The organism is Gluconobacter sp. P1C6_b, from assembly GCF_018811945.1.
Lineage (GTDB): Bacteria > Pseudomonadota > Alphaproteobacteria > Acetobacterales > Acetobacteraceae > Gluconobacter.
This window is the reverse complement of the sequence record NZ_JACRVU010000035.1, coordinates 1-22,430: the sequence shown is the minus strand read 5'-3', so window position 1 is coordinate 22,430 and position 22,430 is coordinate 1. Positions and strand designations below refer to the sequence as shown.

The 22,430-nt window shown below is 62.0% G+C and carries 20 protein-coding genes and 2 pseudogenes; 12 read left to right on the top strand and 10 right to left on the bottom strand.

From position 1 onward, the window contains the following. The 3 genes and pseudogenes from KP701_RS15010 to KP701_RS15000 all read left to right on the top strand — a co-directional run. A pseudogene (locus KP701_RS15010) lies at window positions 1-245 on the top strand (hypothetical protein); the annotation flags it as partial. Between the two features lie 14 nt (window positions 246-259). Continuing rightward, complete coding sequence (locus tag KP701_RS15005) at window positions 260-493, top strand: hypothetical protein (RefSeq protein WP_215747746.1); 234 nt, start codon at window positions 260-262, stop codon at window positions 491-493. Between the two features lie 77 nt (window positions 494-570). Continuing rightward, complete coding sequence (locus tag KP701_RS15000) at window positions 571-1,122, top strand: hypothetical protein (protein WP_252345667.1); 552 nt, start codon at window positions 571-573, stop codon at window positions 1,120-1,122. 69 nt (window positions 1,123-1,191) lie between these two features. On the opposite strand, the gene KP701_RS14995 is transcribed toward KP701_RS15000, so the two are convergent. Further along, on the bottom strand, window positions 1,192-2,412 hold the full coding sequence (locus KP701_RS14995; RefSeq protein ID WP_215747745.1) for a YncE family protein: 1,221 nt from the start codon (window positions 2,410-2,412) through the stop codon (window positions 1,192-1,194). Beyond that, window positions 2,409-3,266: a creatininase family protein gene (locus tag KP701_RS14990; RefSeq protein WP_215747744.1), complete on the bottom strand. Its 858-nt coding sequence runs from the start codon at window positions 3,264-3,266 to the stop codon at window positions 2,409-2,411. Before KP701_RS14990 ends, KP701_RS14995 begins: the two co-directional genes overlap by 4 nt. Window positions 3,267-3,388: 122 nt before the next feature. Here KP701_RS14990 and KP701_RS14985 point away from each other — a divergent pair, with 122 nt between their 5' ends. Further along, a complete protein-coding gene (locus tag KP701_RS14985) occupies window positions 3,389-3,886 on the top strand; it encodes a DUF2721 domain-containing protein (RefSeq protein WP_062501138.1) in 498 nt (165 codons plus the stop codon). A 283-nt stretch (window positions 3,887-4,169) separates the two neighbouring features. Further along, on the top strand, window positions 4,170-4,307 hold the full coding sequence (locus tag KP701_RS14980) for a hypothetical protein (protein ID WP_153429664.1): 138 nt from the start codon (window positions 4,170-4,172) through the stop codon (window positions 4,305-4,307). Window positions 4,308-4,385: 78 nt separating this feature from the next. Here the strand turns inward: KP701_RS14980 and KP701_RS14975 are convergent, their stop codons facing one another. Together KP701_RS14975 and pstS are read right to left on the bottom strand one after the other, a co-directional pair. Continuing rightward, window positions 4,386-5,633 (bottom strand): multidrug effflux MFS transporter, encoded by a 1,248-nt coding sequence (locus KP701_RS14975; RefSeq protein WP_215747743.1) that lies wholly within the window; start codon window positions 5,631-5,633, stop codon window positions 4,386-4,388. Between the two features lie 146 nt (window positions 5,634-5,779). Then, the gene (gene pstS / locus KP701_RS14970; protein WP_215747742.1) at window positions 5,780-6,808 is read right to left on the bottom strand and encodes a phosphate ABC transporter substrate-binding protein PstS; all 1,029 of its coding nucleotides are present in this window, start codon (window positions 6,806-6,808) and stop codon (window positions 5,780-5,782) included. A 331-nt stretch (window positions 6,809-7,139) separates the two neighbouring features. Between pstS and KP701_RS14965 the strand changes: the two genes are divergently transcribed. From KP701_RS14965 to KP701_RS14950, 4 genes are all read left to right on the top strand, one after another. Then, window positions 7,140-8,855: a porin gene (locus KP701_RS14965; RefSeq protein WP_215747741.1), complete on the top strand. Its 1,716-nt coding sequence runs from the start codon at window positions 7,140-7,142 to the stop codon at window positions 8,853-8,855. Between the two features lie 223 nt (window positions 8,856-9,078). Continuing rightward, window positions 9,079-9,522 (top strand): heme-binding protein, encoded by a 444-nt coding sequence (locus tag KP701_RS14960; protein WP_215747748.1) that lies wholly within the window; start codon window positions 9,079-9,081, stop codon window positions 9,520-9,522. Between the two features lie 113 nt (window positions 9,523-9,635). Next, complete coding sequence (locus tag KP701_RS14955) at window positions 9,636-11,603, top strand: AsmA-like C-terminal region-containing protein (protein ID WP_215747740.1); 1,968 nt, start codon at window positions 9,636-9,638, stop codon at window positions 11,601-11,603. A gap of 75 nt (window positions 11,604-11,678) precedes the next feature. After that, window positions 11,679-13,004, top strand: coding sequence for a UDP-glucose/GDP-mannose dehydrogenase family protein (locus KP701_RS14950; protein WP_215747739.1), 1,326 nt, complete (start codon window positions 11,679-11,681; stop codon window positions 13,002-13,004). A gap of 9 nt (window positions 13,005-13,013) precedes the next feature. Here the strand turns inward: KP701_RS14950 and KP701_RS14945 are convergent, their stop codons facing one another. The 6 genes from KP701_RS14945 to pspF all read right to left on the bottom strand — a co-directional run bounded on the left by KP701_RS14945 (window position 13,014) and on the right by pspF (window position 20,564). Beyond that, a complete protein-coding gene (locus KP701_RS14945) occupies window positions 13,014-14,420 on the bottom strand; it encodes a sugar porter family MFS transporter (RefSeq protein WP_215747738.1) in 1,407 nt (468 codons plus the stop codon). Window positions 14,421-14,643: 223 nt separating this feature from the next. Beyond that, window positions 14,644-16,524, bottom strand: a complete 1,881-nt coding sequence (gene cysC / locus KP701_RS14940) for an adenylyl-sulfate kinase (RefSeq protein WP_215747737.1) — start codon at window positions 16,522-16,524, stop codon at window positions 14,644-14,646. A 2-nt stretch (window positions 16,525-16,526) separates the two neighbouring features. Continuing rightward, complete coding sequence (cysD, locus tag KP701_RS14935; protein ID WP_024716878.1) at window positions 16,527-17,321, bottom strand: sulfate adenylyltransferase subunit CysD; 795 nt, start codon at window positions 17,319-17,321, stop codon at window positions 16,527-16,529. Window positions 17,322-17,398: 77 nt separating this feature from the next. Beyond that, window positions 17,399-18,079: a phosphoadenylyl-sulfate reductase gene (locus tag KP701_RS14930; protein WP_215747736.1), complete on the bottom strand. Its 681-nt coding sequence runs from the start codon at window positions 18,077-18,079 to the stop codon at window positions 17,399-17,401. A 144-nt stretch (window positions 18,080-18,223) separates the two neighbouring features. Then, complete coding sequence (locus KP701_RS14925) at window positions 18,224-19,249, bottom strand: methyltransferase domain-containing protein (protein WP_215747735.1); 1,026 nt, start codon at window positions 19,247-19,249, stop codon at window positions 18,224-18,226. 262 nt (window positions 19,250-19,511) lie between these two features. Further along, window positions 19,512-20,564: a phage shock protein operon transcriptional activator gene (gene pspF, locus KP701_RS14920; protein ID WP_215747747.1), complete on the bottom strand. Its 1,053-nt coding sequence runs from the start codon at window positions 20,562-20,564 to the stop codon at window positions 19,512-19,514. 114 nt (window positions 20,565-20,678) lie between these two features. Between pspF and pspA the strand changes: the two genes are divergently transcribed. From pspA to KP701_RS14905, 3 genes and pseudogenes are all read left to right on the top strand, one after another. Next, window positions 20,679-21,362 carry a phage shock protein PspA gene (pspA, locus tag KP701_RS14915; RefSeq protein WP_215747734.1) on the top strand — a complete coding sequence of 228 codons (684 nt, stop codon included), beginning with the start codon at window positions 20,679-20,681 and terminating at the stop codon, window positions 21,360-21,362. 30 nt (window positions 21,363-21,392) lie between these two features. Further along, on the top strand, window positions 21,393-21,632 hold the full coding sequence (gene pspB / locus KP701_RS14910) for an envelope stress response membrane protein PspB (RefSeq protein ID WP_215747733.1): 240 nt from the start codon (window positions 21,393-21,395) through the stop codon (window positions 21,630-21,632). Next, window positions 21,629-22,430 (top strand): annotated as a pseudogene (locus KP701_RS14905) (DUF2807 domain-containing protein); the annotation flags it as partial. The gene pspB and the pseudogene KP701_RS14905, both read left to right, overlap by 4 nt.

The window sequence follows — 22,430 nt, the reverse complement described above, 5'->3', positions numbered from 1 at the left end:
CCGACACCCCGATGACCCCTCCCGACCCCGCCGCCCTGGCCGAGAAGAACCGTCAGGAAGAGAAGGTTCTGAAAAAGCGCTTCATCGGCATGGTCCTCGGCCTCGTGTTCGCGCATGTCTATGTGGCACTCGCGCTCGCCTATTCCTACATGGACGACCACAACCACCTGCACACATGCTGGCTTCCCCTGCTCGGGGCCTTCATCTGCGGGATGATCTTCGTCTTCCACGTCTCGATCTCGTAATCAGGAGAGGCTCCATGACCCGTACCGTCCGCCACGCCTGGCTCCAGCCTTTCCTGTCCACAACATTGTGGACCCTCGTCCTGATCGACATCGCCGTCATGACCTATCTGGAAAATCAGGATTTCTTCAGGGATTACGCCGGCTGGGCCTGGCCCTCCGTCCTGATCACCGGAATCATCGGCTACTTCATCGGCCCCGCGATCGATCGCTTTTTTTCCAGAAAATCCTCCAGCGCCAACAGAGCGTAAAGCACACAGGGCCGGAGCGGCTGTTCAGACAGCTCTGTTTCTGAGCCCGGAAAGTTACCAACTTCAGGAGGATGAGTATGGCCGATCCGAAACTGGATGTACGGGAGGCGCGGGCGGAGTTAATCCGGACCCGAAAGTATATTGCGGTGATTTCGATGGACAGGCGGGGAGGAAGTTTCTTCTCGGTCACCGGATGGTCAACCTTCATTGACCGCAAGGACGCCACGCCGGAATGGATCGGAGAAAATCTCCGCAAAGCCCTCGAAACAAGTCGTGATTTTGTCATGGAATGGAACGAAGATCCTCTTCCGCGAGACAAAATGGCTGCGGAAAGCAAGAAATCCGGCCCACTCTACATGGAGTTCTGGGGGCAGGTTCGGGAAAAATATGGCTTCAAGGACTGGCGGGATGCGCAGACCAAGTCGGCCCTGGTCTTTGTAAACTGGGAGTGCGAACAGACAGATCAGGTGCGGTTTGCCGCCTCAAAGGGACGAGGAGCCAGCCATTCAGCCTGGTATTCAAACGAAAACGAAGGAAAAGTCTTCCACGCTTCGATCACTGCCAGCAACCGGGAATTCGGTGAGGTTGCCATACAGGCCCTTGATGTCTGCCGTCCCAACTACCTGTAAAGCCGCGCCCAATAAAAAAGGGAGACAGAACATCTGCCTCCCTTTTTCAATCCATAAATCCCGCAGACCTTACCGCAGAATGCCCGTATGCCCGACGCTGTAGCGTCCCGGCTGCGGCCAGACCGTCAGGCCATGCGGCTCTGCGCCGACCGGGATCTTGCGCATCGCACCCGTATCGGTGTCGATCGCATAGACCACATCGTCGAACCGGCCCGAAAGCCACAGGAGCTTGCCGTCCGCGCTGACATTGCCCATGTCCGGGCTGCCTCCACCGGGGATCATCCAGGTCTTGATGACCTTGTCCGTCGCGAAATCAATGATCGACACGCCACCCGGACCATGCTTCGGACCATGAATGCGATGTGACCCACGATTGGCAACATACATCAGCTTGCCGTCACGGCTCGGATACAGGCCATGCGTGCCGATACCCGTCGGAATGAACCCGGTCTCCGTGAAGGAATCCCCGTCCACGACGAACACGCCATCCGCCATCATGTCCGCCACATAGAATTTGTGACCATCCGGCGCCGTCAGGATGTCCTGCGGCATGCCGCCCTTCGACAGCTTCAGCATCCCGATCATCTTCAGGTTCACCGTATCGACCTTGGCGACATAACCACCGAACTCGCAGGTGAAGATCGCATACTTGCCGTCGATGGAGAAATCGGCGTGATTGACGCCCTTGCATTCCGGCGTCTCGACCGAGCCCTTCAGCTCCATCGTATGCGGATCGCGGAAGTCCAGACGCTTGTGCGCCTCGGCCACCGTGATCGCGTATTTCCCGTCCGGCGTGAAATACATGTTGTACGGATCATCGACAGCAATGGACGGACCCGGCTTGGCCGTCGCCGGATTGATCGGGGTCAGCGACCCGTCCGGGCGGCCTTCGCTGTTATTCGTCACCCACAGCATCCGCAGATCCCAGGACGGCACCACATGCTGCGGCGAATGTCCGACCCGAAACGTATCCACGACCTGAAAAGACGCCGGATCAATGACGGAAACACTGTCTCCGCGCAGGTTCGGCACATAGACGCGGGCCGGATCATGCGCGATCGCCGGTGAGATGTGAGACGGCGTCGTCTCGCTGTAGATGTTCTTCGGATCAATGACGGGCGGCATGCCCGGGATCGTCTGGATACCCGACGGCGCAACCGGAGCCGCAACAGGCGCGGACGCATCGGCCGGAACCGGCACCATCGGCGCACTCGGGGAGTATTCCTGCGCATGGGCCGCGGCAGCTCCCAGCAGCGTCATCGCCACCAGAAGAGGAGTCTTGAATGTCATGGATGGCTCCTTTGGAAAGACTGGATTGCCGCAACCGCGGTCCGGATCTGCATCTCCGTGCCGATCCGGCCGAGCCCGGCCGATGCGCGCCGCGGATCGCCACCATAGACGCCATCGGCCGCACCCGGTTTCGGAGCTGCGCGCAACGCATCCTGACGCACAAGCGACGGATCGACCGCCAGCATCAGCGACGTATCGCTCAGCTCCGCATGAAGCCCCACCTCGGCCGCATGGCCCTGCGCGCGCAGGGCCTCGGCATACTGGTGCGGAACAACTTCATAGTAATCACGCAGATAAAGCACGGCCGCCTGCCCTTTCCAGGCCCGGTTCAGCTCCTGCGCCACCTGCGCCATGAAAGACTGGTATCCGCCATGATCGCCCAGCAGCACGATCCGACGGAAACCCTGAACGCGGAAACTCTCCGCAGCGCCTTTGAGCAGTCCTTCGAACACAGCCGGGGGCACGGAAATCGTGCCCGGAAACTTCATGTGGGACGTGCGCGGACTCGTCGCCCCCTCCGGCACATACGCCACGACAGGCGCCACCAGCGTATGCCCGGCCTGAACCGCAATCGCATCCGCCAGAACCTGCGCCCGCACATTATGCTTGCCGACCGCCATATACGGGCCGCTCTGCTCGGTCCCGCCCACGGGAATGATGACGGTATCCGTCCCCACCTTCACATCCTGCGCCACCTCGGTCCAGCTCCGGCAGGCGAACTCGGCCTGAAGCGCCAGACCGCTGCAATGCGGCGGCGCTTCCAGCACGCCCTGCGCCCGGACCGCCGGGACAGACAGCCCCATTCCTACGCATAACAGCGCAACACGACAGGACAGGCGACGGAGAAACAGCATCAGGGCCGGGGCATCTCTTGTAATGGCTGCCTTTCCCTACTCCATCTGCCCCCCCTTTTGCCAGAGGCGCCTTTTCCGGATCCTGCGTCTTTCCGCGACCGGATCATGCAGTATAAGACACTATGGCTTTCCCGATTTCCTACGATCCCGATCCCGTCGACAGCGCCGCTCACCTCATTCAGGTCGCGCTTACGCCCGTTTTCATGCTGTCCGGTATCGGCACGCTCATCAACGTCTTCAACACACGCCTGGCCCGTGTTGCCGACCATCTCGAAGACGTTCGCAAAAAGCTCAGCACACCCGCTACGGATGATACACCGGCAGACCCGCTCAACACTCCCGAGCGCCTCCGCAACCAGCAGACCCGCCTGCACCGCCGCGTCTTTGTGCTGGATGCCGCGATTCTCCTCAACGCCATCGGCGGCGCCTCGACCTGCGGCGCGGCCATGGCGCTGTTTGTCGGCTCGATCCGGGACGCTTCAACGTCAGCATGGCTGCTCGCACTTTTCGGCATAGCTCTCGCCTGCACGGTTGGATCGCTGATGTTTTTCCTCGCCGACACCCTGCTGAGCTGGCACGGCCTGCGCCGTGACACCGATCTGAGCCTCGACGCGGAATAGCCTCCCGCGCAATTTTATTTCAAAATCCACCCGGAACGGTACTTTTTCCCGCAATAAATGCCGCTCTGCAAGCGCATCCCGCTTTACTTTAACAAAAGCGCAATAATCGCCCGGCGGGAACAAAAACGGCGTCTCTGCAAAGAAGGCAAAAGTTTAAAAGCCATTTATGCACGGAATGCAGGGCTGACCCTGCATCTGTATTTGTTGCTTTAGACCCCGATTCTGGAGTTTCTCCCGCTGCACGCCGCAAGACGGCAAACAGAACCACACGGAGATTTTCCAAATGACGTCCATGACCCTGATCCACCTGATCGGCCTTCCCACCAGCCTGCTCGCACAGTTCTCGATGGTTGCCTTCGTTCCGATGATCGGCGCGCTGATGATTGCTACGGTTGCTTCCGACCGCGTTTCCGAGAGCTGATCCCAGTTATCTCGGGACAGGCCCGGCCTTCGTGCCGGGCGTCCCGCTTTTCCCTCTCCCGACTGACGCGGACCGCGCTCAGTGCCGGACAGAGAGATAGGATTCCGGATCCAGCCGGCGGCGCCACAGATCGCACAGCCAGCAACAGCTGATCCCGACTAGCATGCCGATCGATGTCGACCCGACCCAGTGCGTCGGCAGAAACGACATCATGACCCCCGCCAGACCGGCGATCGTCCAGTTCATCGTTCCCATCAGCGCCGAAGCCGCGCCCGCCTGATGCCCGTGATGCGTGAGGGCCAGAATGCCCGCGTTCGGCCCGATGAAGCCCAGTGAAAATGTCGTGCACCAGATCAGCGCGCACAGGATCCACGGATCCTTTGGCCCTGCCAGCCCACTCAGACACACCGCCACGGCCAATACGCAGAACACCAGCACCGCCAGCATTCCGATTTCCATCACCCGCGTGAACAGGAACCGGGTGGCCAGTCTGGCATTCACCTGCGACCCCAGAATAAAGCCGACCCCGTTCAGCCCGAAGAAAATGGCGAACAGATGCGGCGAGAAATGCAGGATGTTCTCGAACAGCGCCGGTGCATTGGACAGATAGGCAAACATCGTGAACGTCCCGAAGCTCACGACCATCACCGCAGAACAGAACAGCGGCTCCCGCAACAGGTCCCGGTAACGCGCCGCCATGCCGCTGACCGGCAGGGCAAAGCGCCGCTCCCTCGGAAGCGTTTCCGGCAGCAGGAACAGCGTGCCGAGGAACATCACGACGCCAAAGACGACATTCGCCCAGAAAATCAGCCGCCAGTTCCCCAGATCCAGCAGAAAACTACCGATCGAAGGTGCCAGCAGAGGCCCCAGACCGAAAATCAGCATCAGCTGCGACATGAGCTTCACCCCCGCCGCTCCGGTCGCCACATCGCGCACCATCGCACGCGGCGCCACCGAACTGATCGCACCGCCCAGAGCCGCTATGAAACGCAGCGCACAGAACATATGGAAACTGGTCGTCAGGGCCAGTCCGACAGAAGCGAGGGCATATACTACCAACCCGCACAGAAGCGGCAGCTTGCGCCCATAGCGGTCACAAAGCGGCCCCAGGGTGAACTGTCCGATCGCCAGCCCCGCCAGCCACGCCGTCAGCGTCAACTGCGCCGATCCTGGCCCATGTCCCAGCTCATGCTCCAGGGCCGGAAACGCCGGCAGATACATGTCTGTCGAAACGGGCCCCAGAATGAAGATCACGCCGATCAGCACACGGGTCAGGGCATTCATCCCCGAGAGGGAGGTCTCTTCGGACAGCGACGTAACGGACACGCAGGCACCATGACTGGACAGAGCAGAAAACCGAAAACGGGCTTCCCCTGCTGGAGAAGCCCGTTTTCATACTCAACGCCTTTTTGTCCAGACTGACCAGCCCCGAATTCAGGCGCCAGTCCTCATTCCGGACAGGGACGCAGACCTTACTTCGGCCAGTTGGCCAGAATGTCCGTCTTCACGTTCTGCGGCAGACCGACATAGTCGAGGCGGGCATTGTCCGCGTCACCATGCTGGAAACCCCACGCAAAGAAGTTACGCACAGCCTTGCCGGACTCCTTCTGGGCGGCATCGACCGGCACCAGAACGAACGTTGCCGTCACGATCGGCCAGGACGATGCGCCATCCGTGTCCAGAAGGTTCACCGCATAGTGATCGGCATGCACCCAGTCAGCAGCCTTGGCGGCTTCCGCGAAGCTGGCCAGCGTCGGTGCAACGAAGGCACCGCTGTGGTTCTTCATCTGGGCGATGTTCAGGTGGTTCTGCGCGGCATAGGAATACTCGACGTAACCCACGCCACCTTCCGTCTGACGCACCATGGCGGCGATGCCGTCATTGCCACGCGCGCCCGAACCGCCCGGCCAGGCGATGGAGGTGCCGGCACCGAGCTTCTGCTTCCAGGTCGGGGAAACCTGCGACAGATAGGACGTGAAGACGTAGCTGGTGCCCGAACCGTCAGCACGGTGAATCGGCGCGACATCCGTGTCCGGCAGCTTCAGGCCCGGGTTCAGAGCCTTGATGCGGTCGTCATCCCAGGTCGTGATCTCGCCGTCATACAGACCGGCCAGCGTCGGGCCGTCGAGACGGAGCTGACCCGGAGCAATACCCGGTACATTCGCCACGACCACGATGCCGCTCATGACAGTCGGGAACTGGTACAGCTTTTCCTTGGCCAGACGGTCACCGCTCATCGGCTTGTCGGACGCACCGAAATCAACCGTGCGGGCAATGACCTGATCCTGACCCGCGCTGGAGCCCACGCTCTGATAGTTCACGGCGATACCGGCCTGGCTCTTGGCCGCCGTGCCCCACGCACCATAGATCGGTGCGGCGAAGCTGGACCCTGCGCCCGTGATGTCCGCAGCCTTCGCCGACGACACGAACGGGGTCATGGCAGCCGTGCCAAGTGCCGTGGCAACGAGAAGACCGAATAGCGGAGCTCTGCTCTTGATCATGGGAATCCCTTATGGGGCGTGAAAACTGCGTCCTTAGTAACCCCAGCTCACAGACAGAAACAGTAGGGCAGGCGTGATAGTTTCATGACACCTTCCAGACACCGGGAGTGCCGAAATGTCACACCCCCACTCCAGCAAGCCAACGGTTCAGACGGCTCTCGCAACAAAACTGACACACATAATTCGGAATCCGCAGTTTTCTGCGGGTGAAAGCTTGCAGTGTCATGGAACTGTCATGTTCCCGTCATGAAACCTTCCCATTATTTCAAAATGCGAATCAGATACCTGAACTGCGGAACACACGCCCTCCCCAGAAGGACGCACCACAGCAATGGTTTTTTCTTTCCGCCGGACCACGGCCCTCCTGGCCACAACGACCCTGGTTTCACTTCTTCCTCTTTGTGGCCATGCCCGGGCCGCCGACCAGATGCAGATCATGGAACGGCAGATCCAGGCCATGCAGGCACAGCTCGCCAGCATGAAGAAAGAGCATGCCGAGGAAATCAAACGCGCGCGCGCCGTTCTGGCCCGCCAGCGGGAAGAAGCCGAAAACAATCCCTACGCCCAGCGTGGCCGCTATATCGGTCAGCCGCGTCCCGCCGCGCAGCCCCTGATCAGCGTCCGTCCGGCAAAGGCCGGCGCCGATGATGGCCGTCCGCCGTCAGACCGCGCAGACGTCTCCTCCTGGGCCGACTTCCAGCGCGCCACCGCGCAGGACGAGGAAGTCACGGTCGGCGGCATCAAGGTGGGCTTCCCGGGTGGCCGCCCGACGATCCAGTCCTCCGATGGCGCCTACGCCCTGTCGATCGGCCTCGCCTATCATGAAGACTTCGGCGGCTTCTTCAATTCCGGACCGCGTGGCAGCGACACCCGTGGCGCCTTCAACAGCTTCACGACCAACCAGCGCCGTCTGCGTATTCCGTTCATGTTCCGCTACAAGAACTGGGTCGCAGCCGTCACGCCCGATTTCGGAGCCAATCATAACGACGGTTATGTCGGCCTCTATGAAGGTAACCTGAACTATACCGGTCTTCATAACACCATCCTGACCGTCGGTTACTTCCAGCCGCGCGTGACAGAAGAAGACGCTGAAAGCTCCAACGACTTCATGACGCTGGAACGTCCCAGCATCACGGATATGGTGCGTAACATCGCCGCCGGTGATGCCCGCTTCGTGGTTGGCGGCCTGCATTATGAGAAGCGCTGGTGGATTGCCGGCTACTTCACGGGACAGGAATGGGGTCACCGCAACGCGTCTGACAGCAGCTCCACCTATTATGGCGGCGGCAGCGGCGCCACTCTGGACAGTCAGACGGGCGGCATGCTCCGCGCTGCAGGCCGGCCAATCGCAACCAAGGATGTCGATCTCCATGTCGGTGTCTCGGCGATTGCAGCCTTCCGCCTTGCCTGCAACACGGGAACCAACGCCAATTACTGCACCCGCACGACGTCCTTCGGACAGCGTCCGGAATTCGATATCGGTGAAGCCAGCCTTGTCTCCACGGGTACGATCACCAAGGCCGCACAGGTCTGGGCCGCAGGTCCGGAACTCGGCTTCCGCTGGGACCGCCTGCTCGTAAAGGGCGAGTATTATCACGTGGGCGTTCAGCGCTCGCAGGCCAACCTGCCGGCGTTCAACTTCCAAGGCTGGTATGGTGCTGCGGCTTATACGATCTTCGGCAAGCCCCGCATGTATAACATCAAGGAAGGCGCTTTCGGTGCACCCGGTGTCGGCGCTGACCAGGAATTCAACCCGGCCCTCAATCACTGGGGCGCTCTTGAAGCCGTCGCCCAGTACAGCGGCCTGGACCTGAACAGCAACCTCAACGCGGCAACGGCAGGGATCACCAGCCAGAACGGCGTCAGCTACGTCCGGGGTGGCATGCAGAATGTCTATACCGGTGGCCTGAACTGGTACCCGAACCGCCACTTCCGCTTCATGGTGGACTACAGCCACTTCGTCACGTCCCGCAGTGTAGCCTCTGCAACCAATGTTTCCGGTCGCTCGGGCAACTCCTTCGCGGCCCGTATCCAGGCAGCTTTCTAAAAACATTTCAGCAGCCTCTCCCGGATCCAGTCCGGGAGAGGCCTTTTTTCCCAACACCATTGCGTGCATGCCCGCATTCCCGATTGCGGCCCATGCCCCGCAGACAGCATGCTTCCCGTTCCATAACGAGAGAACCGGCTGATGCTTCCAGACGCAAAAACGCTCCTTCCCGCAGCAGCAATTGCAGTGACCTTCCTTTGCCCAGCCCGCTGCCAGTTCCCACATCGTCACAAGCCAGAAACTCGACTGGTCCACCGCCGCGGCCCTGGCGTCCGAAGCCGTCCGCATCTGCGCCGCACAGGGCTATTCCGTGACCGCCACCGTCGTGGATACGAGCGGTCATGAACAGGCCGTCATCAAGGGCGACACCGTCCCCCTGCAATCGCTCTCCGTCGCCTACCGCAAGGCCTATACGGCCTATTCCTATGGTCTGGCCTTCAACAAGAACACGACCAGCGAACTGATCGCCGCAGGCGTCACCGGCCCCGCGAACGGCGCCCTGAATACCATTCCCGAAGTCCTGTTCGTTCCCGGTGGCGTCACCCTGCGCCGCACGAGCGACCACGCCATTCTTGGCGGGCTAGGCGTATCCGGCGCCCCCGGCGGAGACAAGGACGAAGCCTGCGCCCTGCATGCCGTCGAAAAACTCAGGAATACCTTCCAGTAACACAGCCTCTCTTACTGAAATCCGGAAGTTACAGGAGTTTTGAGAACAGGGCTCTTTCTGTCGATCCTTTCAATCGATTCCAGTCTTTCCAGCAGAGTTTCCTTTTGTGAATCATGCCGGTATTGTCCGGCCACACTGAAGGCTTCCCGAAAGACTGTCTCTTGCTGCGCTGGTTTCTGGTTTCCATCCTCTCCCTTACCGTTCTTCTCCTGGCCCTGTTCGGCGCGGGATGGATCTGGATCGACCACAAGGACCTCGCTGCCTTCGCCACCGCGAAGCTGGAAAAGAGACTGGACCGTCCCGTCCATATCGGCGCCCTGCACGTCCATCCCGGAACCTGGCTGACGATCGAGGCGGGTGACGTCTCCGTTGCCAACATCGCCAGCGGCACGCGTCCGCAGATGATGACGCTCGGCCATCTGGGCGCGCAGGTCCGCCTGACATCCCTGATCTGGGGTCCGCCCGAGACCCGCAACATCGTCATCTCGAAGTTCTCAGGCCTGTTCGAACGCACGCCGGCGCATCTGCCCAACTGGCGCTTCGGCCCCCATCAGAACGACCCGCGCCCCCCCCTCACGCCTGAGCAACAGGCCAAAGCGGACGCACCGCCCGATCTGGGCAATGCCCCCGGCCTGCGCAACGTCACGATCCTCGACAGCGACGTGACCTACCGCTCGGCCAATGGAGCATCTTACAAGGCTACCCTCGGGAAGGTCGAACTCGCCTCCACCAGCGACACAAGCCCGCTCACCATGACCCTGAGCGGCGCCTATAATGGCACCCCGATCGCAATTTCCGCCGAAATGGAGCCGATCCGCGACCTCCGCAAAACACCACAGCGCCCTTACGGCACCAAAGCCCATGTCACATCCGGAGACATGACCTCGGACTTCACCGGCACCCTGACGGACCCGACAAATTTTGACGGCGTGGAAGGCCACACCACCGTCACCACACCCACATCCGACACGCTGTTCAGCGTCGCCGGCATCAAGGGCGATCACGCCCCGGTCAAACTGACCCTGTCCGGCGATTTCAGTCATTCCGGCGACGACTGGCATTTCCGCAAGGCAAACGGCACCATTCAGACCAGCACGATGGAAGACGGCGATTTCACCCTCGTTGAAGGCAGCCATGGCAAACCCGATGACGTGACGGCCAAAATCGCTTTCGGCCGCCTCGACATCAACGGCCTGATGCCGATCCTCGCGCCTCCTGGAGCCAAGGGCAGCAAGAAAAGCCCGTCCACGCTCCACGCGGACCTGGTGCTCCTGACGCCGCCCGATCCCGACCCGCTGGTCCATTTCGATCTTGCCGCCAGACAGCTGATCTACAACAAGCTCGACTTCGCGAACCTGAAGATCCAGGCGGCCCAGATCCCCAACCGCATCGACATTCCTGTCCTGCGCCTCGGCTATGTCGGTGCCTCACTCAGTGCCAACGGACATATCGAAGCCGACGGGAAATCCTCCCGCATCGCTGCCGAAGTCGCCCTGACCCATGGCAACATCGACCGCCTGCGCCGCGTCGCAGGTCTCGCGCCCGTTCCGGTCAATGGCAGCCTGAGCTTCCGCATTATCGCCAGCGCAAACAACATCCACACCCTCAACGAAGCCATGAGCCGCGCCGACCTCACCGCAGCCGTCAGCATGGAAAAGGGCGAAATCGCGCGTGAGATTGTCGAGGCCGCCTCGATGGACCTGCGCCTGCTCTTCCGCCACGCCAAGGGCGTCACCCCGATCACCTGCCTGCTCGGCGTCCTGCAGATGCATCAGGGCATCGGTGTCGTCGTACCGCTGCGTCTGCGCACGGGTGCAGGCACGATCGCGGCCAAGGCGAATTTCGATCTCAACCGCAGATGGCTTGATCTCGTCTTTGCCAGCCGCCCGTTCTCGACCAGCTTCTTTGCCCTGGATGTTCCCGTCCGCGTCAGTGGCCGTTTCGATGCACCGGTCCTTTCCCTCGCAAAATGGTCGAAGGAAGGCCGGAACATGCTCGCGGATTCAAACGAGGTCACGAACCTTCCCCCTGCCCTGCAGGGTTTCGCGGCCTCCAACGCCTGCGCCCGCCCCACACGCTAGCCATTGGGTCCCCGGGATTTGCACCCCATCCTACCCCCGGCTATGCACGTCGCACCATAGGAAGAGGGTCCAGATATGCGTATTGCAATGGTCGGTGGCGGATATGTCGGTCTTGTCTCAAGCGCCTGCTTCGCCGAGTTCGGAGCCGACGTCACCATCGTGGAACGGGACCCCAAAAAGCTTGCGGCCCTCAATGCCGGTCGCATCCCCATCTACGAGCCGGGGCTGGACACTCTCGTCAGCAGCAATGTCGATGCCGGTCGCCTGACATTCGGGGATGATCTCGGCGCCGCCATGACTGATGCTGATGCTGTCTTCATCGCCGTCGGCACCCCGACGCGACGCGGCGACGGCCATGCCGACCTGACCTATGTCTACGCCGCAGCCGGGGAAATTGCCCGCGCAGCCAGAACGGATCTTCTGGTCGTCACGAAATCCACGGTGCCGGTGGGCACAGGGCGCGAAGTCGCCCGTATCCTGCGCCAGACACGGCCGGACCTGACTTTCGACGTAGCCTCCAATCCGGAGTTCCTCCGCGAAGGTAACGCGATCGACGACTTCATGCGTCCGGACCGCGTCATCGTCGGGATCGACCGTTCGGGACCGGATGAAGGCGCCCGCGCGCAGGGTCTCATCGAACAGCTGTACCGTCCGCTGATGGCCATTCAGGCCCCGATCGTCCTGACGGATCTGGAAACGGCGGAACTGACCAAATATGCTGCCAATGCCTTCCTTGCGATGAAGGTCACCTTCATCAACGAGATGGCCGATCTGTGCGAGAAAGTCGGTGGCAACATCCACGACGTCGCGCGCGGCATGGGCCTCGACCAGCGGATCGGCAGCCGCTTCCTCAGCCCCGGCCCGGGCTATGGCGGCTCCTGCTTCCCCAAAGACACCCGTGCCCTGACCGCTATCGCACAGGACGCCGGCGCCCCCACACGGCTCGTCGAAGCCACGGTCGCCATTAACGAAGCCCGCAAAACGGGCATGGCCGAACGCATCATTGCGCAGGCTGGCGGAAGCCTTGAGGGCAAGACCGTCGGCATCCTGGGCCTGACCTTCAAGCCCGATACGGACGACATGCGCGAAGCGGCCTCCCTGCCCATTCTGGCCCGCCTACATGAAGCTGGCGCCACCCTGCAGGTTTTCGATCCCGAAGGAATGGACGCGGCCCGCGCAGTCCTGCCGGAAGGCGTACGCTATTGCGAGGACGCGCTGTCCGCCGCGCAGGACGCCGACATCGTGGTCGTCCTGACGGAATGGAACATGTTCCGCGCCCTCGACCCGGCACGTCTGCAGAGCGCTATGCGCGGCAACGCCATCGCGGATCTGCGCAACATCTGGAGCCCCGACCTCATGCGCGAGGCCGGGTTCGACTATCGCTCGATCGGGCGCCCCTGAAGAGACGTGTTACTGCGCCCGGGCTTCAGCTCGGGCTGCGGCACGATCCACAGGCGCAAACGTCCCGTTGCGCAGGCGCCGCTCCAGCTCCTCAAGCGACTGCCCTTTGGTCTCGGGCACGTAACGCAGCACGAACCAGAACGCGAAGGCGTTGACGCCCGCAAACAGCCAAAACGTCCACCCCGCGCCCAGCATCTGCACGAGCGACAGCGTGGTGAGGGAAATCAGCAGATCCGCCCCCCAGTGGCTTCCGGCCACGAGACTCATGCCCTTGCCACGGCAGGACAGCGGATAGACTTCCGCACCCACCAGCCAGATGGCGACCGACAGGCTGCCCGTATTGAAAATGGTGTAGGCCATGACGGCCGCGACCGTGATCCACGCCCCAACGCCGCCGGTCAGATGCATGGCAAACGCCGTCCCCAGCACGACCAGTGCCACCACGGCCCCCGGCAGCAGGCGCAGAAGCAACGTGCGTCGCCCCCAGGTATCAACGGCCCAGCCTCCGAATACCGTCGCCAGAACCATGCCCACGCCAACGGCTACTGAGGTCAGCAGGGCGGAATCCTGACCAAAACCCGCATCGGCAAAGATCGTCGGCGCGTAATACATGACGGCGTTGATGCCCGTGAACTGACACAGGAGCGCAATCCCCACCGACGCCGTCAGCGCAGGCCGCACCCAGGGCTTCGCCAGTTCGGACCACGGCGCCTGCACATCGTGGTTTTCAATGATTTCCTCCAGCTCACGATCAGCCTCCTCATCGGACAGACGTACACGCCGCAAAACCATACGGGCCTCTTCGGTCTGACCGTTCAGAGCAAGCCAGCGGGGGCTGTTGGGCAGAAATGCCATGCCAATGAACAGGATCAGCGCTGGTAGCATCCCGATCCCGAACATCAGACGCCAGCTTGAATCCCGCAGGAAATAACCGGTGATGAAGGAAACCGTGATGCCGGAAACGACCGCCAGCTGAAACCCCACGACAAGACGCCCGCGGCGCTCTGGCGGCGAGACTTCCGCGATATAGATGGGCACGATCTGCGATGCCGCACCAATGGCCAGACCGAGGATCAGACGGGCAATGATCAGAACTGCCACGCTCTGCGCGGAAGCGACGACAACGGTCCCTATAAGGAACAGCGCGGCGGCAATCATGACCGTCCGCCGGCGTCCGATCCGGTCGGAAACGCCTCCAGCACCGAGACAGCCGAGCAGCGCCCCCAGAATGATGGCCGACGTCACGACTTCCGCCCCAAGTGTATCCAGATGAAACTGGTTGCGAAGCTGGAGCAGGGCGGAAGAGATGATGCCGGTATCATACCCGAACAGCAGCCCTCCCGTTGCCGAAATGGTCGCAATGAAATTCGTCAGGGCATGTCCGCTCAACCGTCCGTGCGCGTTCCTGTTCTGCATCGTGAAACCTTCCACCGCGAAGCCGCAGGCCGTTATTCGTGAGACAATCTGCCTGCGTTAACGCTCCACAACAGGAAAGTAACATCACAAAAGTTACAGTTTTCCTTTATGTCGTGAACTTTCTCGTGTGCAATCAGGCACATCCCTGAAGCGGCGAACATGAAAAAACCCCCTTCCCGCGAGGAAAGGGGGTCTGACGTTATTGCCGCCGGGAAATCCCGTCTTACGGCTGAACGATCCGCAGGATGAACGCCGTCAGGGTGTTGATGGCCTCCTGCTCCGGACGGTCCGCAGGCAGGCGCAGTTCCGGGGAAACCGGCGCTTCGTAAGGCGCGGAGATCCCCGTGAATTCCGGGATTTTTCCAGCGCGCGCCGCTGCATACAGCCCCTTCGGATCCCGCTTTTCGCAGGTTTCCAGCGGCGTATCGACGAAGACTTCATGGAAGTTCTCGCCCAGGATCTGCCGCGCCAGCGCACGATCTGCCTCAAGCGGCGACACCAGCGCCACGATCACGACCTGCCCGCTTTCGGCCAGGATCTTCGCCACATGCGCCGCACGGCGGATGTTCTCGTGACGGTCTTCCGGCGAGAACCCGAGATCGCTGCACAGCCCGGCCCGCAGGGTATCCCCATCCAGAACCGTCGCATTGATCGCCTGCTCGGACAGTGCCAGTTCGGCAGCACGCGCGACCGTGCTCTTGCCCGAACCCGGCAGACCCGTCAGCCAGAACACACCGCTCTTGTGACCCCGCGCCTGCACCTGACGGGCAGCGGACACACGGCTGGCCGTCGGATGGATGGCATGTTCGCCGTCCGCCAGTTCAGCCGGACCAATCAGCGGCGCACCACCAACGATGCGCTGGTAGCGATCCACCAGAACGCCACGCCCGTCACCAAAGCCCGGGGAGAACGGATCGAACAGCACGGTATGGGACGCCGCCAGCGTAATTTCCGCAAACCCGTCCGGCGGGACGCTGTCGCCTTCACGCAGGGTCAGATCTTCCAGATCGACCACGGCGTCGATGGACGCCACCGTCACATCATGCTCGGCCGTCGCCAGGCGCAGCGTAAAGCTCTCGCCGACCCGCAGCGGCTCCCCACGAAGCCAGAACAGTCGCGTGCGAATCCGGGCCGAACGCTCCGGGGCCGCAGCCTTGTCATCGGCCGGGAACAGCAGATCACCACGGTCCGGCACCAGATCCGGCTCCAGACGCAACGCGATGGACTCGCCTGCACCCGCGACCGGCCGTTCCGGCGCATGCCAACGGCAGACCTCTGCCACGGTCGCAACCTGCCCCTGCGCCCCGATACTCAGACGATCGCCCGCACGGACCGTCCCGCGCTCGATCCGGCCTGCCACATAGCGGATGCCATCAAAGCGATAGACATCCTGCACCGGCATCCGGAACGGCAGAGCAGCGCGCGAAGCCGGCGGCGGCACATTGGCCAGCGCCTCGACCAGCGTCGGGCCCTTGTACCAGAGCGAACGCTCGGAGCGACTGGCAATATTGTCACCGTCGCGGGCAGAGGCAGGCACAACGGCCTCAACCTCGATTTCCAGACGGCCCAGAAGTTGGCGCACATCGGACTCGACCTTGACGATCTGCGCCTCGTCAAAGCCCAGGATGTCGGACTTGTTGAGCAGCACGATTACATGGCGGATGCCGATCAGCCGCAGCAGCATGGCATGACGCCGCGTCTGCTCCTGCGCGCCTTCCTTGGCATCCACGACCAGCACGGCCGCTTCGGCATCGGCAGCTCCGGTGATCATGTTGCGCAGGAACTGGCGATGGCCCGGCGCATCGACGATCACGAATTCCCGCGAGCCCAAACGGAACGGAATCCGCGTGGAGTCGACGGTCACGCCCTGATCGCGTTCAATCTGAAGGGAATCGAGCAGGAAGCTCCACTCCACCGCCAGACCACGCTTGCGGCTGCTCTCGACGATCTGTGCCAGCTTGCCGTCCTGCAGACTGTCGGTGTCGTACAGAAGGCGCCCGATCAGCGTGGACTTGCCGTGATCGACATGCCCGACGATGACGATGGGTGTCGCTGCGGCGCGGTGGGTTTCCGAAAAGCTCTCGGTCACAATGTTGTCGCCCATTTTCACAGATATCCCGCTACACGCAGACGCTCGAACACGTCCTCGGACTCATGATCCATCGCACGCCCCGCGCGCTCGGAGGTCCGGCTGGTTTCCAGTTCGGCAATCACTTCCGCCACGGTGGAAGCATTACTCTCGATCGGATTGGTGATGTCCTGATCACCCAGCGAGCGGTAACGCTTGCCGTCTTTGGCGAAATACAGGTCCACCAGCGGAATGCCCTCGCGCTCGATATAGCGCCAGATATCGATCTCCCGCCACGCCAGCAGCGGATGGACGCGGATATGCATGCCATCTTCATACGGCGTGGCATACTGGTCCCAGAACTCGGGCGGCTGGTTGCGCACGTCCCAGCGATGCCCGGCACCGCGCGGACTGAACACGCGCTCCTTCGCACGGGTCGCCTGCTCGTCACGACGGATGCCAGCAATGACGCCACGAAACTTGTGCTTGTCGATCATCGCGGCCAGACCGGCCGTCTTGCGCGCGGCGGAGCGCGCAGCAGGCGGCAGGGACGGATCGATTTCCTCAACCGGCGGGCAATAGCCCAGCAGCAGGTCCAGGTTCCACTTCTTCGTATACTCGTCGCGGAAGGCATACATTTCCGGGAATTTCTTCTCGGTATCGACATGCATGACCGGGAACGGGACGTGCCCCATGAACGCCTTGCGCGCCAGCCAGACCATCACGTTGCTGTCCTTGCCCAGCGACCACAGCAGGGACAGGGGCTTCAGCTTGCGATAGGCCTCGCGCAGGATGAAAATGCTCTGGGCCTCGAGCTGGTCCAGATCATCCATGATACGCGGCTGTGCCAAACCGGTGGTGGACTGATCCCGGGACAGGATCCGTGTTTGCGTCATTATCCGCTCCGTAGTCATGCCGGCCTGTGAATGCCGCATTCCGTCTTGGCCAGACCGGCCCAGCGGCCCGCCCGTCCATCTTCACCATCCTTGACCGCCCTTGTGCATGGAGCACAACCGATCGAGGTGTAACCTTTTGCAACCAGAGGATGCCGTGGCAGATCCCGGCGCTGCATCTGCGCCTCGATCTGACCCGGGCCCCAGCCCGCCAGCGGGTTGAGCTTCACGCTGCCATCCGGCTGCGGATCAACCAGCGGAAGCGCCGCCCGCGTCGCGGACTGGCTGCGCTTGCGCCCCGTAATCCAGACATCGAAATCCGGCAGCACCAGATCCAGCGGCTCGACCTTGCGCAGCGCACAGCATGCATCCGGGTCGAAATCCGCGAGCTGATCCTGTGGATCACGGTCATGCAGCGCTTTCGGCGTAGGAGACAGGGTCCGGACATCCGAAAGCCCCAACCTGCGGGACAGCCTGTCGCGATATTCCAGCGTTTCGGGAAAATGCCGCTTCGTATCCAGGAAAAATACCGGAACCGAAGGGTCAGCCTGCGCCACAAGATCCAGCAGAACAGCCGACTCCGCCCCGAAAGACGAAATCACGGCCACGCGCCCCCGCAGCAGATCCAGAGTCTCCCCCAGCACCCGGTCTTCGGGGATCTGGCGAAGATGATCCAATTCCGTCCGTGAAAGAGGCATGCGCTGCACCTACCTGTGTCCAGATCAGTCATGCCGCCTGAGCGGCACGCCCCGAGACATAGGCGCATCATCCGTAAAAATAAACTATTTTGTTTGATATAACTTTTTTGTTTCGTTTTTATATCACGTTGAACGCACGTCTTTTCAACGCAATCTCCGCCGCACAGGCGCAGTGTATCGCCAGGCCGCGGACTGCCGCAGCCGCGTCATTCCCGGAAGCCCCCGCAGACGCTCCCGCCAGTTCGCACTGTCCAGAAGGAATTCGTCCTGTAAAACACGAGACTCTTCTGCCGGCCCCGCTTCCCTCTGCCGGGCCGCCGCAGATCCCGGAAGCGGATCCGCCGCCTCACGCACCATGCGCTCCCAGCTTTCCACACGCAGGCGAACATCCGGCTCGACCCGAAAAAAGACTCCGAATTCAAACCCCGGCGGCGCCGTATCCTCAAACCCCGCGCAGGCCAGATCCAGAACATTGTTCCGCGCCAGCGGGATCATCAGTTCCGCAAGATGGCGCGGCGTGAGTACCCAGCAATGCACATCCACATAATGTGACGGATCGGCCAGCGCGGGGCGCACCCAGTCCAGCGCCTCTTCAAAGGAAAACTGAGCCGTCATGTCATCGGGCGCGCTCAGCCCATCGTAAAAATCCTGACAGCGCACCTCGGAATCGCGCACCTTGTTCAGGGCGAAGTCGAGAATGTCACGCGGATCGGGCGTACGCCGCTTCTGCATCCAGGCAACCAGCAGGTCCGACAGGCGGGTCGGAGGCCGCAGCGCATCGAAAGAAAAACGGGCATCGGGCAGCATCAGGCGGATTTCGCCCGCCGCCGACAGCACTTCGGACGCCTCCGCCAGCCAGCCGATCAGATCCGGAACATGCTCGCCCACATGAGATGCCACGATCAGATCAAATGATCCGTCCACGCAGTCCTTCAAAGGACGATCGAGCCAGACAACATCTACCGGAGCCAGACTGTCAGGGGTCACGCCCGGATCCCACGCGAACTGCCGCAGCAGCCCTTCCGTATCGACCCGGTCCGCGTAAAGAACCTGACACTCTTCCCGCGTCAGGACCGGCGTCGTCAGCGCCCCGATTTCCAGGCAGCGGGCCTGACTGAAATCAATGCCGCGCCGCAGGGCTGCCTGACGTTTGCGGAAAATTTCTGGCACGGAACCTCGATATCTGGACAGAAGCCTGACGCAACAGACCCGAAAATACGGAATGCGACCGTCTGGAAGGCTATAGGGAGCCGGTTAAAAACCTGTCAATGCCGACACAGCCCCGGCACTCTCAGACGAAATGGTGCCCTGCCCCACATAATAGCACAATCCGCCACTATAGTCTCTGCGAGACATCGGTTCGACAGCCTGAAAATCCCTCTGAACGCAATCTGGCATGATTCATGCATCATGAAATTTCATGGACATGCTCTCACCCTTTTGCACCCAGCGCCTTGCGGGCTTCCTTGTCCGCCAGACCGTGCAGCCGCAGATGATGGCGGAACTGGTAGTAGGTCAGACCGAGCAGCTCGGCCGCGCGCCGCTGGCTGAACTGCGCCTCGCGCAGGGCGCCTTCCAGAAGGCTGCGTTCATGGGACCGGACATCCGCCCCGAAGTCCCGAGGGAACGTCAGCGCTTCGCCGCCACCCACGGTCCCCGGGGGAGCCGCAACCGGCGCGGCCATGTCCTGCCAGTCCGGCGTCACGAACGGGTCCAGCACGATCTCGTCCAGGGCCTTTTCCGGACGCTCCATCCGATAGACGCTGCGTTCAACCACGTTGCGCAGTTCCCGCACATTGCCGGGCCAGTCGTAAGCCTGCAGACGCGCCAGTGCCCGGTCCGTGAATCCCGCGAAAACCTTCCGCCCCAGCTCCGCGCTCATGCGGGTGGCGAAATGCCCGGCGAGAAGCGGGATATCTTCCGGACGGGCGCGCAGCGGCGGAATATTCACGACGTCGAAGGCCAGCCGGTCCAGCAGATCCGCCCGGAAGCGCCCTTCCCGCGCCATGGCGGGCAGATCGGCATTGGTCGCCCCGATCAGCCGCACGTCCACACGGATGGTCTCGCTGCCGCCAACACGCTCGAAACTGCCATACTCGATCACCCGCAGCAGCTTTTCCTGCACAGCCTGAGACGCGGTGCCGATCTCGTCGAGAAACATCGTGCCCCCGTCCGCGCGCTCGAAACGGGACAGGCGACGCTTCTGCGCGCCCGTAAAGGCACCGGCCTCATGACCGAACAGCTCGCTGTCCAGCAGCGCTTCGGGCAGGGCCGCACAGTTGAGCTTCACCAGCGGCCGGTCCCACCGGTCCGACAGCAGGGCCAGACGCGCGGCCACCAGTTCCTTGCCGGTCCCCCGTTCTCCGATCACGAGAACCGGTCGTTTCAGAGGCGCCAGACGGGAGACCTGATCCAGCATTCCCAGAAATGCCGGAGCCCGCCCGATCGGGGTCGGCACCTCGTCCATATCGGTGCTTCTCGCCATTTTCTGGTCTCTCACGCCCCTGTTCCGGTCTTCAGTTCATAACACCCTCAAAACAGCATCGCTGACAAGGGCAGGCATTCTGTCCTAAGTCTCTCCAACAGGAAGGAAAGCATCATGGGTATTTTTTCTCGCCTCGCCGATATCGTGAACTCCAATCTCAATGCGATTCTCGCCACCGCCGAGGATCCGCAGAAAATGATCCGCCTGGTTATCCAGGAAATGGAAGACACGCTGGTCGAGGTCCGCAGTCAGGCTGTCCGCACGATCGCCGAACGCAAGCAGCTCGAACGTCGCGTCCGCACCATGATGCATGAAGAAGACGAGTGGCACCGCAAGGCCAGCCTCGCCATTGAGCGCGACCGTGACGATCTCGCCAAGGCCGCCCTCGCCGCCCGCCACAGCGTGGAGCAGTCCCGCGAGGCGCTGGAACAGCAGATCGCCCAGATCTCGGATGGGCTGGACCAGCAGAACGACGACATCTCCAAGCTTCAGGCCAAGCTCGCGGATGCCAAATCCCGCGAAAAGGCACTCTCCATCCGCGCCCGCACCGCGCAGGGCCGCCTCAAGACCCGCGAAAAGCTGTACGACACCCGCATCGACGACACGCTGAACCGCTTCGATCAGGTGGAACGCGCTCTTGATGAGCTCGAAGGCAAGGCCGAGGCCTATGATCTGGGACGTCGCACCGGCCGGCCGTCGCTTCAGGAGGAACTCGCGGCCCTTGAAACCGATGCTGTCGTGGAAAACGAGTTCGAGGCTCTCAAGCGCCGTGTTGCCGAAAAGAAAAATGCAGTCTGATCCCCGTACCAGACAGGAAAGGGCCCCCGCATGAGTCCGGACAATCTGGCGCTTCTCATCCCCATCGTCGCCATCATTGCCTGGGCGGTAACCAGCATGGTCAAGCATACGACGCGACAGGCCGATCCGCCCGGGCAACCTGATCCCATGCTGCAGGCCGCCCTGACACAGGCCGAAGCCCATGCTACGCGTCTGGAAGAAAGGATCGACCAGCTCGAACGCATCCTCGATGAGGATATCCCGGGCTGGAGAGCAAGGAACGCACGATGACACGCCGCCCCGTCCCCTTTTCCGGCCGCTGCCCGGCGCTTCTGGCCCTGCTGGCGGGTACCGTCCTGCTGGCGCCCGCAGCCCACGCCGCGCGCATGACCCTGTCCGGAGAGGATCTGGATCTGTCCGTCCCCTGCACCGGACAGGTCAGGGTCGTGGTCGATCCCACCATGAAGGACGGAGCGACCCTTGATTCGAGCAGCCTGGCCCAGGTCGCGATGCACACCGGCAAGGAAGAGGCGCAGAGCCGCATTTCCATCGCCACAAAAGCCTGCGCGCCGAACGGAAAGCTGACGATCAGCATTTCCCCGAATACCGGCCTGACCATCCACGACAGCCACGACACGCATTTCACCATCACCGGAAAGCTCGCCTCGCTGGATGCCAGCCTCGATTCCACGACGATGGACATCGAGGACACGCAGTCGCTGGACCTGAACATGCAGGGCGCTTCCAGCGTCCATATCAAATCCCTTGAACGCGCGGCCCAGATCGTGGCGTCGGGAACCTCGACCCTGACGGCCGACACCGTCCAGCTCACAGCCCTTTCGGCGCAGTTGACACAGAATGCGGCCATGACGCTTTCCGGCAGCAGCATTGATGCCCTGACGCTGGTGACGGCCGATCAGGCCAGCGCGACCATTCTGGGTCATGCGACTGTTGCGACCGTCGCGGCCAACGGGACGGGCGAGGTCAATATCGAAGCGGTTTCGGGACCGATGGTGCGCTCGGGCAAAGGCACCGTACGCGTCGGCGCGCAGAACGGTGTGATCTACCGCCTGTCTCTTATACACATCT